General features: G+C 61.5%; 13 protein-coding genes. 2 read left to right on the top strand and 11 right to left on the bottom strand.

Annotation, left to right across the window (positions count from 1 at the left end):
* Nucleotides 1-98: 98 nt before the first annotated feature.
* Nucleotides 99-1,538, top strand: a complete 1,440-nt coding sequence (locus ACX3M4_RS22055) for a helix-turn-helix domain-containing protein (RefSeq protein WP_459355120.1) — start codon at nt 99-101, stop codon at nt 1,536-1,538.
* 183 nt (nt 1,539-1,721) lie between these two features.
* Here the strand turns inward: ACX3M4_RS22055 and ACX3M4_RS22050 are convergent, their stop codons facing one another.
* The 11 genes from ACX3M4_RS22050 to ACX3M4_RS22000 form a co-directional block, all read right to left on the bottom strand.
* Nucleotides 1,722-3,359, bottom strand: coding sequence for a GMC family oxidoreductase (locus ACX3M4_RS22050; protein ID WP_459355119.1), 1,638 nt, complete (start codon nt 3,357-3,359; stop codon nt 1,722-1,724).
* Nucleotides 3,360-3,725: 366 nt separating this feature from the next.
* Complete coding sequence (locus ACX3M4_RS22045) at nt 3,726-5,240, bottom strand: FGGY-family carbohydrate kinase (protein WP_459355118.1); 1,515 nt, start codon at nt 5,238-5,240, stop codon at nt 3,726-3,728.
* Nucleotides 5,233-6,075 carry a class I fructose-bisphosphate aldolase gene (locus tag ACX3M4_RS22040; protein ID WP_459355117.1) on the bottom strand — a complete coding sequence of 281 codons (843 nt, stop codon included), beginning with the start codon at nt 6,073-6,075 and terminating at the stop codon, nt 5,233-5,235. The genes ACX3M4_RS22045 and ACX3M4_RS22040 overlap by 8 nt, the downstream gene beginning before the upstream one ends.
* Nucleotides 6,066-7,793 (bottom strand): glycerol-3-phosphate dehydrogenase/oxidase, encoded by a 1,728-nt coding sequence (locus tag ACX3M4_RS22035; RefSeq protein ID WP_459355116.1) that lies wholly within the window; start codon nt 7,791-7,793, stop codon nt 6,066-6,068. Before ACX3M4_RS22035 ends, ACX3M4_RS22040 begins: the two co-directional genes overlap by 10 nt.
* Before the next feature lie 59 nt (nt 7,794-7,852).
* Nucleotides 7,853-8,848 (bottom strand): aldo/keto reductase, encoded by a 996-nt coding sequence (locus ACX3M4_RS22030; protein WP_459355115.1) that lies wholly within the window; start codon nt 8,846-8,848, stop codon nt 7,853-7,855.
* Nucleotides 8,838-9,818: a sugar-binding transcriptional regulator gene (locus tag ACX3M4_RS22025; protein WP_459355114.1), complete on the bottom strand. Its 981-nt coding sequence runs from the start codon at nt 9,816-9,818 to the stop codon at nt 8,838-8,840. Before ACX3M4_RS22025 ends, ACX3M4_RS22030 begins: the two co-directional genes overlap by 11 nt.
* Before the next feature lie 26 nt (nt 9,819-9,844).
* Complete coding sequence (locus tag ACX3M4_RS22020) at nt 9,845-10,768, bottom strand: ABC transporter permease (RefSeq protein ID WP_459359485.1); 924 nt, start codon at nt 10,766-10,768, stop codon at nt 9,845-9,847.
* Nucleotides 10,769-10,860: 92 nt separating this feature from the next.
* Nucleotides 10,861-12,381 carry a sugar ABC transporter ATP-binding protein gene (locus tag ACX3M4_RS22015; protein WP_459355113.1) on the bottom strand — a complete coding sequence of 507 codons (1,521 nt, stop codon included), beginning with the start codon at nt 12,379-12,381 and terminating at the stop codon, nt 10,861-10,863.
* Nucleotides 12,382-12,494: 113 nt separating this feature from the next.
* Nucleotides 12,495-13,511, bottom strand: a complete 1,017-nt coding sequence (locus ACX3M4_RS22010) for a substrate-binding domain-containing protein (protein ID WP_459355112.1) — start codon at nt 13,509-13,511, stop codon at nt 12,495-12,497.
* 545 nt (nt 13,512-14,056) lie between these two features.
* Nucleotides 14,057-15,358 carry a serine--tRNA ligase gene (gene serS, locus ACX3M4_RS22005; protein WP_459355111.1) on the bottom strand — a complete coding sequence of 434 codons (1,302 nt, stop codon included), beginning with the start codon at nt 15,356-15,358 and terminating at the stop codon, nt 14,057-14,059.
* A 332-nt stretch (nt 15,359-15,690) separates the two neighbouring features.
* Nucleotides 15,691-16,605, bottom strand: coding sequence for a LysR family transcriptional regulator (locus tag ACX3M4_RS22000; protein WP_459355110.1), 915 nt, complete (start codon nt 16,603-16,605; stop codon nt 15,691-15,693).
* 166 nt (nt 16,606-16,771) lie between these two features.
* Between ACX3M4_RS22000 and ACX3M4_RS21995 the strand changes: the two genes are divergently transcribed.
* Nucleotides 16,772-17,569 carry an alpha/beta hydrolase fold domain-containing protein gene (locus tag ACX3M4_RS21995; RefSeq protein WP_459355109.1) on the top strand — a complete coding sequence of 266 codons (798 nt, stop codon included), beginning with the start codon at nt 16,772-16,774 and terminating at the stop codon, nt 17,567-17,569.
* The last annotated feature ends 20 nt before the right edge of the window (nt 17,570-17,589 follow it).

Below are 17,589 nucleotides of genomic sequence, written 5' to 3'. Positions count from 1 at the left end.
ATGAGGGGACTGTTCATCATTACCCGGCTATTGTAAAATGTTAAAAAGCTTACTGCATATTGCAAAAACTTTGCAATTCGATTTGAGAAGGGTGTCAAGTGAGCAAAAAGCTCTATTCCGGCCACACGCTGAAGCAGATCCGGGCGGATTTTGGCCTCTCCCAATCGGAACTTGCCAAGAAGATCGGGCTGTCGACCGCCTATGTGAACCAGATCGAGAACAACAACCGGCCGGTCACCGCCTCTGTGCTGCTCACCATCAACCGCATCTTCGGCGTCGATCTCTCCGCCTTCGAACAGAACGACCTCGACCGCGTGGTGCAGGACCTGCAGGAAATTTTCGCCGACAGCCAGTTCCACTCCGCCTCCGTCGGACGGCAGGAGGTGCACGAACTCGTCACCCGCGCGCCCGGCATCACCAAGGCGATCATGGATCTCTACGGCACGCTGCGCACCTATCACGACCGCGAGGCGGACGAGGACGACCTCGTCCAGCTCAGCGGCGCGGGCGAAGGCGGGCCGGGGCCGCGCAAATCGGCCTATGAGGAAGTCCGCGACTATTTCCACTACATGGACAATTACGTCGACGCCATCGACAGGGCCGCGGAAAGGCTGGCGCTGGAGATTGGTCTCTACAAGGCGCCATCGAAACTGGGCGCTCTCATCGGCTGGCTGCAGGCGCGGTTCGGCATCGAGGTGACGGAATTCCCCGGTTATCAGGGCACACTTATCCGCCAGGACGATTATTCCAGGACCATCGCCCTCTACAGTGCCATTCCCTCCTCGACCAAAAGCTTCCTGCTCGGCTCGGTGATCGCCGAACTCTGCATGCGCGAACTCATCTCGGAGGAAGTCGCAAGAGCACGTTTCAAGACCAAGTCGGCCGAAAGCATCGCGCGGCTGGCGCTCCGCAACTATTTTGCCGGCGCCCTGATCCTGCCCTACGACGAGTTCCTGAAAGCTGCCGCCGAGACACGCCACGACATCCAGCTTCTTTCAAATCGGCTGGATGCCAGCATCGAGACGGTCTGCCACCGGCTGTCGACCCTGCAGCGACCGGGGGCAAAGGGCCTGCCGTTCTATTTCGTGAAGATCGACCGGGCCGGAAATGTCGTCAAACGTCACAGCGCCACCCGCTTCCAGTTCGCCCGCTTCGGCGGCTCGTGCCCGCGCTGGAACGTTCACCAGGCGTTTGAACAGAACTCCAACAAGTTCACCTCGCAGGTCGCCCAGATGCCGGACGGAGTGCGCTATCTCTGCGTTGCCACCTCGATCACCAAGCACCAGCCCGATTACCGCAGCGGCGAACGCCGCTATGCCCTCGGCATCGGTTGCGAGGTCCGGTACGCCGATGCGCTCGTCTATGCCGACGGCATCGCCGTCGACGAGATCGCCTCGCCGGAACCCATCGGCGTCAACTGCCGCATCTGCCCGCGCGACAACTGCGACCAGCGTGCCTTCCCGGCCGTCGACAAGGACCCCTTCATCGACCCCGGCCAGCGCGGGATTATTCCGTACCGGGTGAAGGCGCTGGATTAGTTTTTTTCGGGGACGCGCTTCAAATTCTCCCTCATCCTGAGGAGCCACGTCAGTGGCGTCTCGAAGGATGGGCCGCACACTCGGGAGCAAGGAGCCCATCCTTCGAGACGGACCTCACGGTCCTCCTCAGGATGAGGAAGGTGTGTGTCGAAACCACTTTCACAGATGCCTTGAAAACGCCCCTCAAGCCGCGTTCGAAATCGCGCCCTTGCAGCTCTTCCGGATCAGGTCCGCCGCCTTTTCCGCGATCATCACGACCGGAGAAGCGGTATTGCCGGAGACGATCTTCGGCATGATCGAGGCGTCGATCACCCGGAGCCCCTCAAGCCCACGCAAACGCAGCTCCGGATCGACCACCGAGGCCTCGTCCGGCCCCATGCGGCAGGTCCCGACGGGGTGGAAGATGGTGGTGGCGATGTCGCCGACCTTTTTCAGAAGGTCCTCATCGCTGTCGACCTGCGGCCCGGGCAGGATCTCTTCCGGCTGATAGCGTTGCAGCGCCTTCGCCGTCATGATCTGCCGTGCCTGGCGCACGGACTTCACCGCGATTTCCCGGTCCCGGTCCGCCGACAGATAATTCAGCCTGATCTCCGGCTGCTTGGCGAGATCCGGCCCGGAGACATGGACCGACCCGACGCTTTCCGGCCTTAAATTGCAGACCGACATGGTGATTGCCGGGAAGGGATGCAGCGGGTCGCCGAGCTTGTCGGTCGACAGCGGCTGCACGTGATATTCAAGGTCCGGCGTTTCCATCGACGGATCGGATTTGGTGAACATGCCGAACTGGCTGGGCGCCATCGACATCGGCCCGGACTGGGTGAGTGCATATTGCAACGCGATCCGCGCCTTACCGACGAGGCTGTTCGCCATCGTGTTCAGCGTCTTCGCATTCTGTACCTTGTAGACCGTACGGATCTGCAGATGGTCCTGCAGGTTCTCGCCGACACCGGCGCTTTCGTGGTGAAGCGCGATGCCGCGGTCGGCAAGCACTTCACCGTTACCGATACCGGAAAATTCGAGGATCTTCGGCGAGTTGATCGCACCGGCTGCCAGCAGCACTTCCGCATTGGCGCGGGCAACACGTTCCGTGCCCTTGTGAACAAAACAAACGCCTGCGACACGCTTGCCGTTCAGCACCAGATGGCGGGTTTCCGCCTGGGTGATCAGCCGTAGGTTCGGCCGCTTCAGCGCCGGCCGCAGGAAGCCCTTGGCAGTGTTCCAGCGCACGCCGTTCTTCTGGTTGACCTCGAAGAAACCGCTGCCCTCGTTATTGCCATCGTTGAAGTCTGCACGCGGCTCGATACCGAATTCCCGCGCCCCTTCCTGCACCGCTTTCAGAATGTCCCAGGTCAGCTTCTGCCGTGAGACCTTCCACTCGCCACTGGCTCCGTGAAGGCTGGTCTTGCCGGCATGATGGTCTTCGGATTTGAGGAAATAGGGCAGGACATCGTCCCAGGACCAGCCGACATTGCCGAGCTGGCGCCAGTGGTCATAGTCCGCCGCCTGGCCGCGCATGTAGATCATGCCGTTGACCGATGTGCAGCCACCCAGAACCTTGCCGCGCGGATAGACGAGACTGCGGCCGTTGAGGCCCGGTTCGGACGCGGTCTTCATCATCCAGTCCGTGCGCGGATTGCCGATGCAGTAGAGATAGCCGACCGGTATATGCACCCAGTGGTAATTGTCGGAGCCACCCGCTTCCAGGAGCAACACCCGGACAGACGGGTCTTCCGTCAACCGGTTCGCCAGAACGCAGCCCGCCGTACCCGCACCGACGATGATGTAGTCGTAGGTTCCATCCAGTTCTTGCCGAGCACTCATCGTCTCTTCCGTTTCCACCCTTGTGACCGGCCATGATCTGCCGGCCTGAGCGAGCCGCCCGTTGGGCTTCAGGCCACCGCTCTAACATCTTCATTCTGATCAGGCTTTTCGCATCCCGGCAACCGGGCGACACATTACCCGGCCAACCGTAGTCGATCCTGACGTTTCGGCAACTTCCCCAAGAGGACTAGGGCCGGAACCTAGTGGTTCGATTCTGACATTTGCATCCCCCTGTTGCCAGCGCTGGAGCAAATGTCAGAATCATAAGAACCACTAGATAAATATATGATTCTAGTGGAGCTTTTGAATTTGACATTTGTGCATCAGCCTAGCCGCGAGCGGGACTCAAATGTCAAATACGCTCCACTAAGTCTTTTTCAGAGCCTGCATTTCGGCCCAGAGGGGCCGCAGGGCTTCCGTCAGTTTGCAATAGATATCGTACCGCCGGTCGTAATGCGCCTTCATGCCGGCATCCGGCAGGTAATTCCGCTTTGCGCGCGTCATCGCCGTAACGCCCGCTTCGTAGTTCGGATATAGCCCCACTCCGATTGCGGCGCCGATGGCAGCTCCCAGCGCGCCGGTTTCCCGCGCCTCGGCAACGGTGATCGGCACGCCCAGGCAATCGGCGAACATCTGCGGCCAGACCGGACTGCGGGACCCGCCCCCCGAGAGGACAGCCTTGTCGAAGGTCGAGCCGGATGCGGCCAGCACCTCCACATGGCGGCGGTGTTCGAAGAGCACGCCTTCGAAGAGAGCCCTGAGCAGATGCCCTTCCGTGTGCCAGCCGGCAAGGCCGTAGAACCCGGCGCGGAAATCCGCCCCCTGCCCGGAGCCATAGAGGAAGGGATGAAAGAAGGGATCGTCCGGCGCCGGTGTCGCCTCGGCAATACGCGCGTTGCAATAGTCGAAGGGGTCGTCGTGATGACCGCCCCGCTCCACCAGTTCGCGCACATACCATTCCAGGTTCGCGGCGGACGTGGCGCTGGATTCGATATTGACGAAGCGCCCGGGCGCGAAGCCCGACGCCATGAACACCCGGCGGTCATTGACGGCGCGGCTGGAAAAGACCTGATTGACGCTCCAGGTTCCGGCTATGAGCGAAGCTTCGCCTTCCCGGACAACGCCCGAACCCAGTGCGCTTGAGATGACGTCGAAATAGCCGCCGATGACGGGCGTGCCCTCGGCAAGTCCTGTTTCCTCCGCGACCTCTCTCGTCACCCGGCCTGCGACATCCGCCGGCTGGATCAGCCGTGGCAGCAGGCGCTTCGCATCCGCAAGCCCGTAGAGATCCAGCAGAGCGTCGTCGTAGACGCATTCGGGCAAACGTGTCAGGCCCGCACCGGACATGTCCGAAATCTCGCTGACCCGTTCGCCGGTCAGCCGGAAGGTGATGAAATCCTTGCAAAGCAGAACCGTTCCGGTGCGTTGATAGAGATCGGGCCGGTTCCGCTTGATCCAGGCAAGCAGCACCGGCGTCTGCGACGGCCACGGCTCCTGCCTGCAAAGAGCGTGAAGCTCTTCACCGCAGTCAGCCTTCAACTCCCCCGCAAGACCTGCCGCACGCGTATCGAGCGACTGGATGCCGATCAGCGGATCGCCTGTCGTGTCCAAAAGATAGAGCCCGTTGCCGTGCCCGGCACAACCAATGGCGGCGATCTGCGACGGATCGATCCGGGCTTCCGTGACACAGGTCCGGATAGCCGTCCTGGCATTTTCCCAGAGTTCGTTCAGGTCCCGCTCGACATGGCCCGGTGACGGTGTCGACGAGGTGCCGTCGAGCGCATGCATGGCGACCTGGCGTCCTTCCAGATCGAACAACACCGCCTTGATGACGGTGTTGCCGGCGTCAAGCCCGAGCAGATAGGTAGGTCTCTCAGCCACGGTTATAGATGTCCCACGCTTCGTCGCCGTCCGCTCCGTTGTGGATCATTGCCATCAGCGCCGCAACCACAGCCTTCGGATTGTCGTGCTGATAGATGTTACGGCCATAGACCATGCCCTTGGCACCCTGGCGCATCAGGGCTGCGGATTTGCTCAGGACCGTCTTGAGGTCTTCCTTGCCGCCACCGCGCACCAGCACCGGCACGCGCGCAGCCTCGACCACCCGGTGGAAATCCTCCGCCTTTTCGGTCGGGTCCGCCTTGATGATGTCGGCTCCCATTTCGCTTGCAAGCCGCACCAGCGTGACGATCTTGTCCGCATCGCCATCCACCTGATAGCCGCCGCGAATGTCATTCGGCAGCATCACCAGCGGCTCGATCATCAACGGCATGCCGTATCTGTGACAGGCGGCTCGGACACGCGAAATGTTCTCGACGCACTGGCGGAAGAGTTCCGGTTCGTCCGGAAGCATGAAAAGGTTCACCACGACGCAAGCGGCATCCATTTCCAGGGCGCCGATGATCGGCTCGTCCGCATTCTGCAGCATCGACCACATCACCCGGTGGCGCTGGTCATTGTAGGGATTGCCCATGTCGATGCGCATCACCAGCGCCGGCTTGTCCTTCTCCGGCCGGTTCTGCAGCAGGTCCGCCTGGCCATAGGCCATCTGGATCGCATCCGGCCCGGCCTTGATCAACGTGTCGACGACGCCCGCCATATCCTCCAGGCCGACCATGAAAGTCGGTTCGTTGCAGACGCCGTGGTCGATGGCGACATCCAGACAGCCGCCATTGGTGAACATCCGGTTCATGCGGGCTTTCGGGCTCAAACGCATACTTTGCTCCTGCTGAGGTCTTCGCTCCGGCGTCCGTCCAGCGTGACGCCGTGGTAGGTGGAAAGGTCTTCGGCAAGCGCGCTTTTCTGGCGCTCGCACTCTTCGGCGCTCCAGCCGAGTTCATTGGCTGCCGTCGCGGTCAGCGCGTCCAGCAGCTCCGTCGTCAACAAACCGCGGATGGCCAGTGTCGTGCGCCTCAGCACGATGTCGGCGAGGGTCACCACGCTCTCCTGCCGGGCGATAAAGGCGATTTCGGCCAGGGTGATTTCGGTCTGGGGACCGAGCGGCCTGTCATCCGACCGGCGCTGGCAAAAGGTCAACAGATCCCGGGCAGACGTGCCGTAGGTGGCGGCGAGATGCGCTGCGCGTGCAGGCGCGATGCCGAACCCGGCAACCAGATCCCGCTCCAGAATGGCGGCGGTCTTGGGAAAGTCCCGCCCCCCGCCGATGGGACGCGCCAGCGTGTCTGTCTTCCGCCGCCATTCCAGCTCGCCAAGGACTTCATCCGCCGCCTGTTCGGCAAAGGCACGGAAGGTCGTCCACTTGCCGCCGATCATGCAGATCTGCGGTATGGGCCCCTCAACACGTTTGGTGTAGTGGCCGCGGGAAATCCGGCCGGTGAAATCATGATCGCTCTTGGGCAGCGGACGGATGCCGCTGTAGCTGTAGACGACGTCCTCGGGACCGAAGTCGACCTCCGGAAACACCAGAGCTAGCGAGTTCAGGATATAGTCCTCTTCCTCCGGCTCGCAGCGCACACGCTCTGCCCGCTTCACCCGGATATCGGTCGACCCGGCAAGGACCTTGCCGAAGAACGGAAAGACGATGCAGACCCGGCCGTCGGAGTTCTCGAAATAGACCATGTGGCCGTCGAGCGCGGCTTCCAGATCCGGATTGTCGAGGATGAGATGCGAGCCCTTGGTGCCGGAGACGAGAGGTTCGTGTGCGCTTTTGCCGGCAAGCTCGTCGATGGCATCGTCGAGCCAGGCACCCGTCGCGTTGACGATGACTTTCGTCTCGATCCGCACCGTCTTGCCGCCGATACCTTCCTCAAGCGAAAACCCGCCGTCGTCCGGCTTGAGACAGGCATAGTTGAGGGCGATGCATTCCGGCGCGTCCCGTTCCACATCCCGGATGAGTTCCAGCCCAAGCCGTTCCGGGTGACTGATCCAGGCATCGAAATAGGTTGCGGAGCAACGGATCTTGCCGGTGAGTTTCGGCCAGCGCTGGCGGGTTGCCGCCGCACCGCGGAACCTGTGTTTTGGCAGCAGCCGGCGTTTGCGCGTCACCCAGTCGTAGAGCGTCAGCCCGAGCTTGATCGGCACCGCCCCCCGGCTTGAGGGAGCACCCGACAGGCCGAAAAAACTGGCCGCGCTGTTGAGAAGACCTGAAAATACCGTCCCGATCGGAATGACTGTCGGCAGCGGATGCACCAGATGCGGCGCGTTGACCAGAAGCGCATCGCGTTCGCGCAAGGATTCCTGCACCAGGTCGAATTCGCCGTTTTCCAGGTAGCGCAGCCCCCCGTGGATCATGCGCGAGGGGGCAGAGCTGCAGCCGGAACAGAAGTCGCTCCGCTCCACCAGCAGCACTTTCAGGCCCTGCAGCGCCAGCTCGCGATAGACGCCTATGCCGTTGATGCCGCCACCAACGACAACGGCATCGAAGGCGCTGTCCTGCGCGATGCGGTCCCATTTTTCCTGCCGTTGTGCGGACATGCCTTCCCTGTTCGCCGAAGTTGCCTCCGGCGCCCTTCCGGTTCGAATTGTCGTGTGCCTTAAGCGGCGAGTTCGGTCAGATGGACGGCCGCCGCGCTGGTGATCGTCCCGATTTCCTCAGGTGAAAGCCGCAGCCGTCCGGCCTTGGCATTCTCCCGCGCCTGATCCGGATCACGCGCCCCGCAGAGCGAGAAGGTGATGCCCGGCTGCTGCAACGTCCAGGCGATGACCACCTGCGCCTTGGTTGCCTCGTGCACCTCGGCGATCGGCTCTATGGCCTCCATCAATTGCGCCACCTTGCGCCGGTTTTCGACGGAAAAACGGGGGTTGTCCTTGCGCTGGTCGTCACCGTCAAAGGTTCGCTCCGGCCCGATCTTGCCGGTCAAGAGGCCGAGCGCCAGAGAGGAATAGCTGAGCACGGAAACACCTTCCCTGAGGCAGACCGGCAGAAGGGTCGCCTCGATGTCCCGTTTCACCATCGAATATTCTTCCTGGATCGCGTCGAGCTGCCCGGCCGCCACATAGGCCCTTACGTCGTCGACGGAGGTGTTGCTGGCGCCGATGGAGCGGATCTTGCCCTGGGTCTTCAGCATCTCCAGCGCTTCCATGGTCTCGGCGATCGGTGTCGTAGGGTCCTGCCAGTGGGTGATGTAATGGTCGATGTGGTCGGTGCCGAGCCGCTTCAGGCTCTGCTCGACCTCATAGACAATTGCATCCTTGCCGAGATAGCGGTGCACCGGCTTGCCATCGTAGTCGAAGAAATGGTTGCCCTTCTGCGTGTGCCAGACGAGACCGCATTTGGTCGCCAGCACCACCTTGTCGCGGCGGCCCCTGATGGCCTTGCCGACGATTTCTTCAGACAAGCCCTGGCCATAGGCGGGTGCGGTGTCGATCAGGCTGACGCCCTCGTCGATGGAGGCCTGGATGGCATTGATCGACCGGCTTTCGTCCGTGCCGCCCCACATCCAGCCGCCGATGGCCCAGGTGCCGAGCCCGATGGCCGACGCCTTGATGCCGGAGCGGCCGATTTCCCGGTTTAGCATTTCATGCAACATTCTGTTTGCCTTCCATGGTTGCCAGGACAGCGCTGGCGGTGTCCTCGTCCAGGATGAGGGAATTGAGGTAATTGCCGTTGAGCACGGCGCGGATCGGCCAGATCTTTTCCTCGCCCGAGGTAACGCCGATCACCCGCTTGAACCGGCGCAGTTCTTCCGGCGCCAGCGCCACCAGACGGGAGTTCAGCGCATAGTCGGCGACGGTCCCGTCCTGGCGCATCAGATAGGCCAGGAACTCGGCCCCGACACCGCTGCCCACCAGCATCTTGCGGTCGGAATCCGGCATCGGGTGAAGATCGTAGTAACTGGAGCCGGGCGTGACGATGGAGCCGATGCCGACCAGCGCGACGGTGGCCTTGCGCGCCAGGTCCAGCACTTCGCGGATGGAGGCGACCTCCATCAGCATGTCGCGCTGTTCCCGGCTTTCGGCAAAGAGCGGTGCATGCAGCTGCAAGGCCCTGCCACCGAGCTTTTCCGCCATGAGGCTCGCCTGATGGTTGACGTCGGTGTGGTACTTGCCCTGGACGCCGCCGGTCAACGGCACCACCGTGACGTCGAACTTCCGGTCCGTCTCGATGTTCTGCACCACCGCACCGACAGCCTTGCCGCCGGTGATGGCGATGATGTCGCCATCGCGGATCGTCTCCACCAGATGGTTGGCCGCCGCCCGGCCGACCTGCTTCAGCGTCGTATTGGGGCTGCCTTCGACCGACGAGGTCACAAGCGCCTTCGACAAGGGCGTCGTCTCTTCCAGCATGTGCTCCAGGTCTGTCAGGCGCTGGAAAGGGTTCTCGATATCGATCTTGATCATGCCCATCCGGCGGCCCTGCGTGATCAGCCGGTTCACCTTGGACGTCGACAGGTTCAGAAGATCGGAAATTTCCGACTGCTTCTTGCCTTCCAGGAAATGCAGCACGAGGACCGTGTGCATCTGGCGCATCAGCTCGATATCGTTTTTCTTGTCCGCCATGAGGTCAGCCTCTCCGTTCGTTCCGCTCAGGCGCGTTTCTTGACGAGATAGTGGTCGATGGAGACCGCGGCCAGCAGGATCGACCCGCGGATGATGTCCTGCCAGTAGACCGAGACATCGAGCAGGGCGAGCGAACTGGAGACCACCGACAACAGCACCGCCCCCAGGATCGCACCGAAGATGGTGCCCGAACCGCCCTTGAGGCTCGCCCCGCCGATGACGGCCGCGGCAATGACGTTCAGTTCCATGCCGATGCCGAAGGTCGGCTGGGCAGAACCGAAGCGTGCCATGTAGATGATGCCGGCGACGCCGCAAAGCGCCGAGCAGAGGGTCGTGGTGAAGAACACGACCCGCTTGGTACGGATGCCGGAATAGGCGGCCGCCTTCTCGTTGCTGCCGGTATAGAAGACCTTGCGGAACATGGTTGTCCGGCGCAGCAGGAAGTCGAAGCCGATCACCACCACGAAGAAGATCAGGATCACGACCGGGATCGGGCCGATGGAGCCCTGGCCGATGAACTTGAACTCCGGCGGCAGCGTGAAAAGCCCCAGCGGCCGTCCTCCGGTTCCGAGCAGGCATATGCCCCGCGCGATCACCATGATGGCCAGCGACACGATGAAATGGTGCAGCCCGACGCGGGTGACGAAAAAGCCCATGAACGCGCCAATGCCGCTGCAGGCGGCAATCGAAATCGCTGACGCCACCCAGGGATCGACCCCGTTCAGGAACAGCCAGCCGGCAATCACCATGGCAAGTGCGGTCACCGAACCGACGGAGAGATCGATGCCACCTGAAATCAGCAGGATCGTCATGCCAACGACGACGATGCCTTCCACGGCAAAGGCCATGACCATCGCCCGCATGTTCACCCAGGTCAGGAAATAGGGCGAGGCGAAGGACATCACGATAAAGAGCACGAGAATGATCGCGATGAGGCCGGTTTCGCGCATGCGCAACAGGCGCCTGATCAGCGATGCCTCGGCCGGTTTGCCTTGCGGCGTGCCCGTCAGGGAGACGGCGTCTTCCATGGTTTCCCCCACACTCAATTTAGTGTCGCCCCGGCATCACCGACGGATGCCAGATGCATGATGTGTTCTTCGGTCATCCGCTCGCCGGTGACCTCGCCGCTGATCCGTCCCTCGCGCACGACCAGCACGCGGTCACAGACCCCGATCAGCTCCGGCAGTTCGGACGAGATGACCAGGATGCCGACACCGCCGGCGGCAAGATTGCGCAGGATGCGGTGGATCTCCGCCTTGGCGCCGACATCGACGCCTCTCGTCGGCTCGTCCAGGAAGATCAGCTTCGGATTGACCGACAGCATCTTGGCGATCGCGACCTTCTGCTGATTGCCGCCGGAAAGCGACGACACCGGATCTGAAAGCGAGCCGCATTTGAGATTGAGCCGCTTGCCGAGCGCCTCGGCCTGGGCCTCTTCCTTGTGGCGGTTGATCAGGCCGAAGCTGCTGGTGACCTGCTCCGGCTTCAGCGCCGAGACATTCGCGGCAATCGCCATGTCGAGAAAGATGCCGTCGCCCTTGCGGTCTTCGGAGAGGTAGACAATGCCCTCGGCAATGCTGTCCCGGTAGCTCGTCAGCGACAGCTTGCGCCCGTTCAGGCTGACCTCCCCCGTCACGTCTCCCTCAAGGCGGCAGATGCCCTTGACGATTTCGCTGCGGCCGGCGCCAATCAGGCCGGCAATGCCAAGGATCTCGCCTTTCCTGAGCTGAAAGGAAACGTCCTTGAAGCGGCTGCGTTCGGTGAGATTGCGCACATCGAGAATGATGTCGCCGGACTTTTCACTCTCCGACTGCTTGCGCGGATAAAGTTCGTCGATGACCCGGCCGACCATCGCATTGACGACGTCGTCAGGCTGGATCTCGGCCACGTTGCGTGTGGTGATGTATTTGCCGTCCCGGAAGACGGAGACCCGGTCGCAATTGTCGAAAATCTCCACCATGCGGTGCGAAATGTAGATGATCGAGATGCCCTTGTCGGCAAGCCGGCGCATGATCTTGAAGAGGACCTGCGCTTCCTTTTCGGTCAAGGCCGCGGTCGGCTCGTCCAGGATCAGCACACGGCAATCGAGCGTCAGTGCCTTGGCGATCTCGACAAGTTGCTGGTGGGAAATGGAGAGATCGCGCACCAGGGTAGCCGGATCGATGTCGCCGAGCTGGCCGAGCACTTCACCGGCCTTTTTCTCCAGCGCCCTGTAATTCATCAGGAACTTGCGGCTGCTATTCGTGGTCGCCATGAAGATGTTTTCCGCGACCGTCACATCCGGGCAAAGCGCGATCTCCTGGTGCACGAAACCGATCCCGAGCCTCTGCGCCATGGCCGGCGAGGCAATCGTCACGGGTTCGCCGTCGAAGAAGATCTCGCCGCTGTCCGGCTGCAGGATGCCGTCGATGATGTTCATCAGGGTCGACTTGCCTGCGCCGTTCTCTCCTGCCAGCGCATGGATTTCTCCCTTCCTCAGGTCGAAATCGACGCTCTTCAGGGCATGGACCGGCCCGAAGGACTTGGAGAGGTTGGAGATCCTGAGGATCAGATCGTCGGTCATGACTGAACCGCTTTGCTCATAATTCCGGAAAAGACGGGTTGCCCGCGGCGCTGCCCTCCAAGGGCAACCCGTTAGAGAAACCGGGGCGCATTGCCCGCCCCGGCCAGACTGCATCAGCTCGGATCGCGGCCGTCCATGTAGACGTTGAGGTCGAAGCTGTCGGCATTCTCCTTGGTGATCACGGCAAACCCGTTATCGACGTAAGGGATCTGGACCGGATTGTAGCCGGAGACCTTGTAGTCGTTGAACGGATCGAACACGTCGGAATGCGCTGCCAGGAAGACGGCCATGAAGCCCATGAAGCCCTGCATGCCCTGGTTCGGATTGAGCGCCATGTGGATGTTGCCGGCCTTGATGTGTTCGAGCGTCGTCGGGGTGACGTCCGCATGCATGATCAGGACCTTGGATTCGGCTTCCAGAACCGCAGCCACCGCTCCTTCCGCGGAACCGGCCTCGGGGATCCAGAGCGCGGCAAGGTTCGGGTTCGCCTGCAGGATCGAGCCGGTCGCCCGGTAGGCGGCATTGCTGTCCTGGTTGGTCGCCTGGCGTCCGACAAGCTTCATGTTCGGGTAGTTGTTTTCCATGTAGTCGATCAGCGCGGTGACGCGCAGGTCGTGGTTGGACTGGCCCGGGTTCTCAAGCACGGCATATTCGGCGCTGTCGCCCACCTGCTTGACGATCTCTTCCGCCGCGAACTTGGCTTCGGCGAGGTTGTCGGAGGTGATATAGGCGCTGCGCTTGGAGTTCGGCGAGTCGGCCGCAAAGGTCACGATCTCGGTACCGCTGTCGATTGCCCGGTCGATCGGGTCGATGAAGGGATCGGACTGCATCGGATGCAGCAGGATGCCGGCCGGCTGCTTGACCATGTCCTGTTCGAACGACGCGATCTGCTTGGTGATGTCATAGTCCGGCGTGCCGGAGAAGACAGTTTCGCAGCCGAAGGCGGCCGCGGCCTGCTTGAAGCCCTGGTAGACCGGCACCCAGTAGGGATGGCCGGAGACCATGACATTCATGATGTAGGTTTCGCCCGGCTCGCATTTCAGGCCGTCGGCGGCGGCTGGCGCTGCCGCCACGAGTGCGGCCGTCAGCATGGTCGATGCCAGAATGCCCTTGAATTTCACAATGCTCATAGGTTCCTCCCTGGATCAACGGACAGTCCGCCGGACCCGGCTGAGCATCCAAAAGTTGATCGATTTCAAAAAGTCAAAGCACCCGCTCGCGTTCCTCTCAACGCCGACTGCCCTGACCGCTCCTCCCGGTCCTGCACCAGCCTGACAAGAACGACGGGCCACTGCAAGAAATTTCAAGCACCGGTTTTTATCCCGGCGAGATCAGGGATAGAGGCAGCCCCGGCAGAGGGTCAAACATTTTTGGTATTTATTTCTTTTTCTGAAATTTATTTCAAGCTCAGTCAGGAACGACCGCAGCGATCCTTGACCCTTCGGCAGAGCGCAACCGATTGTAATCTTGAATTTTTTCGGGCTGACTGCGCTTGCGAGCTGTTGTCTGCGTGGCAATTCCGGAACCGGAAACACCCTGGAAGATCGTCTTTCGACCAGTGCCTGAAACCGTCCGGCCGGTAGTCGATGTCAAAGAAAAGGGCAGACGAAGCGTCCTCCGTCTGCCCGAATTGGAAACGCCCGCAGGCGCCTTTTTACCGGCCTCTGGCGACCGATCAGCCGATCGTCTTGCGCCCGCCCATATAGGACTGCAAGACGTCAGGGACGGTCACCGACATGTCCTCGTTCTGATAGTTCTCGATGATCGCGATCAGCGCGCGGCCGCAGGCAAAGGCGGTCGCATCGTTGGTGTGAATGAACTCCAGAGCGCCTTCCGTCCGGCGCACACGCGTGTTGAGACGGCGCGCCTGGTAGTCGGTCATGTAGTCGGCCGTGTGGGTCTCGCGGTACTTGTCCTGCCCCGGCAGCCAGGCCTCGATGTCGGATCCCTTGGCATTCGGCTTGCCGATGTCGAAAGTGCATTTCTGCAGCTTCTGATAGGGAATGCCGATCAGTTGCATCAGCCGTTCCTGGATCGCGGCGAAAAGCAGATGCTCGTCATGGGCGGCGTCGGCGGTGGAGAAGCTTTCCAGCTCCAGCTTGTCGAACTGGTGCAGACGGATGATGCCTTCCATGTCCTTGCCGGCCGCACCCGCTTCGCTGCGGAAGGAGGTCGCATAGCCGAGATAGCGGACCGGCAGATCGGCTTCCTCGAAGATCTCGTCCGCGTGCATGGACCCCAGAACATGCTCGGCCGAGCCCTGCAGCCACAGGTCCTGGCCCTCGATCTTGTAACGCTCCTCGGTTGGCTCCAGCCGGTCCATGGCGTCATACATCGGCGTGCGGATCATGTAGGGTGGCAGCACCGGTTCGAACGGCTTCGTCGAGACCTTCAAGCCTTCTTCCGCAACGATCGACGCAATGAAGGCTTCGTCGGAAAGCTTGTCCATGACCATCGACATCAGCGCCATCTGCAACTTGACCAGATCGCCCTTGAGATAGGCAAAGCGGGCGCCGGTGACCTTGGCGGCGCGTTCCTTGTCGATCCAGCCGTGATGGAGTGCGATGTCGTAGTGGTTCTTCGGCGCGAAATCGAACTCGCGCTTCGTGCCCCACTGGCGCACGACCTGGTTTTCCTCCTCCGAATGGCCGATCGGCGTGTCGTCGGTCGGGATGTTCGGCACCTTCTTGTAGAGGGCAAGAAACTCGGCCTTCTTGCCGGCCAGTTCCTCTTCCTTCTTGTTGAGCTCGTCCCGCAGCGCGCGCGCCTTGGCAATCGTCTCCGGATCCGGCTTGCCGCCCTTCATGGAAGAGGAGAGCTTGTTGCGTTCCGCGCGCATTTCCTCGACCTGCTGAATCATCGCAACATGATCCTTGTCGAGCTGCAGAAGCAGATCCAGATCGACCGACGCCGACTTGTTCTTGATCGCCGCCCTGACAACATCGGGATTGGTGCGCAGCAGGTTCAGGTCAATCATTGCCAAACTCCTCATTCCGGCCTTCGCAAGCCACCGGGGGACAGGCTACAACCTGAAGGAACCGGTCCGAACCGCATTCTTTCGGGCAGGGTACGCTGTCGACGGAACCGCGATGGCGAGGCCACATAGTCATCTGCCGTCTCAGTAGAGCAGCGGACATACAATCGCAATCGATTGAATGTCCAAATGCTGATCGCGGATTTGAGCCGGGCATCTTCTCTGCGTTCAATGGAACGCAGGATGCTCTAGCGCGCGCTTGGGGAATTGTCGAGGCTCGTCTCCCGCCGCAGATGCAATCTGCCCCCGCTTTTCGGGCCTGCGCCGGATGGCACTCAGGTTCGTCCGGCGGGACGGATCTCCGAGAGAATCCGGACCAGCCAGTCGACAAAGACCCGGACCTTGTTGCTGAGATGCCGGTTCGGCGGATAGACGATGTAGAGCGGGATCGTATCGGCGGACCAATCCGTTAGCAGAGGCACAAGCTCGCCGCGCTCCAGCTCTTGCGTGACCATGTAGTCGGGCAGTTGCGCGATGCCATATCCGGCAAGCGCCGCCGTGACATAACTGCGCGCATCGTTGACCGCACACTGATAGCGGCCCTCAACCTGTATCTCCTCGCCGTCCCTTCGGAAGATGAACGGCATGACCCGCCCGGTCTGGGCGACGAAATAGCTGACACAGCGATGGTTTGCCTTGATGTCACCGGGCGTGTCGGGAATGCCTGCCTCGGCCACGTAGCTTGCCGCGGCGCAGGTGATCAGTCCCACTTCGCCGATACGCCGCGCGATCAGCGACTGGTCGGCCGGTTCACCACCACGCAGCGCGCAGTCGACATTCTCCGCCAGGTAGTCGACCGTCCGGTCGCCAATGCCGAGATCGATCCGGATGTCGGGATACTTGCTGTAGAATTCGCCGAGCTTCGGGATCACGAACCAGTCGGCAAAGGCACCGGACATTTCCACCCGCAGCCGGCCGCCCGGCGCGCTCTGCGCCTGTGAGAGACTTCCATCCAGCTCGTCGACTTCAGCAACGATCTGCGCCGCCCGCTCATAGTAGAGCGCCCCGTCCGTCGTCACGATCACCCGCCGCGTCGTTCGGTTGAGAAGCTTGGTCTGCAGATGCCGCTCCAGGTTCTGGATGAGATTGGTCACGGTTGCCTTCGGCATCTGCAGGGTTTCGGAGGCGCGGGTGAAATTTCCGGTCTCCACCACCCGGACAAAGGCGCGCATGGCCGAAAGCTGATCCATCCTTGGGCACTCCGCTCAAAAAACAGGCTAATTATTCGAAATTTCGAATAGTATAACCAAAAAACCACTACTTATTCCAGAGATGGAACAACAATACCTAATGCACAAGCAAGGGAGCTGATCGTATCTGCTCCTCTCCTCTCACAAACCGAAGCGAACCAAACCGATGACGGTGCAGATAAAGGACATGACGCTCGACAAGGTGGCCATCGGCCCCGTGGCGGCGCGCGTCTATCAGGGCGCCGAATATTCGAAGTCACCGCCGGTCCTGATCTATTTTCATGGCGGCGCTTTTCAAGGGCAGCTGCCACAGGAAAGCGACGTCGCCCAGCTGATCGCCGAAACCGGCGCCATCGTCGTGATGCCGGACTACACTGCGCCTCTCGGCGATGTGTTTCCGAAGCCGCTCGAAACCGGGTTCTCCGTCTTCAGTTACCTGGCGCAGAAGCGCGCCGGGCTCGGCAATCGCAAGTCGCTGCTGCTCGTCGGCGGCGTCGAAGCCGGCGGCAACATTGCCGCCGCCATCGCGCTGAAGGCGCGCGACCACTACGCCAATGAGCTGGACGGCATGATGCTCCTGTCGCCCCTGCTCGATCCCTTCATGGGCTCGGCGTCCTTCGCCAAGTCGGACGAAGCCGGCATGAAGGATATCTGGGCCGATGGCTGGAGCCATTATCTGAGCGCCGGCATCTGCCATCCCTATGCCGCGCCTTGCATGTGTTCCCGCCTCACAGGGCTTGCACCGACGCTGATCGTCACCTCCGAGGACGATCCGCTGCGGGATGAAACCCTCAATTTCTCGGACTGCCTGCAAAAGGCCGATGTCAGGGTCGACCGGCATGTCCTTGCCACTGACGCCGGCTGGCCGTCGGTCTATGGCGGCAGGACAGGCCATTCCGCGACCTGGCAAGAGAGCCTGTCCAAACAGTTTTCCGGCTTCGTCCGGTCCGTCAGCATCCAGTGAACTACAGCTAAGACCCCCGG

This window comes from Roseibium sp. M-1, assembly GCF_054515675.1.
The sequence above is the reverse complement of the archived record's forward strand: the minus strand, read 5'-3'. Positions and strand labels throughout refer to the sequence as shown.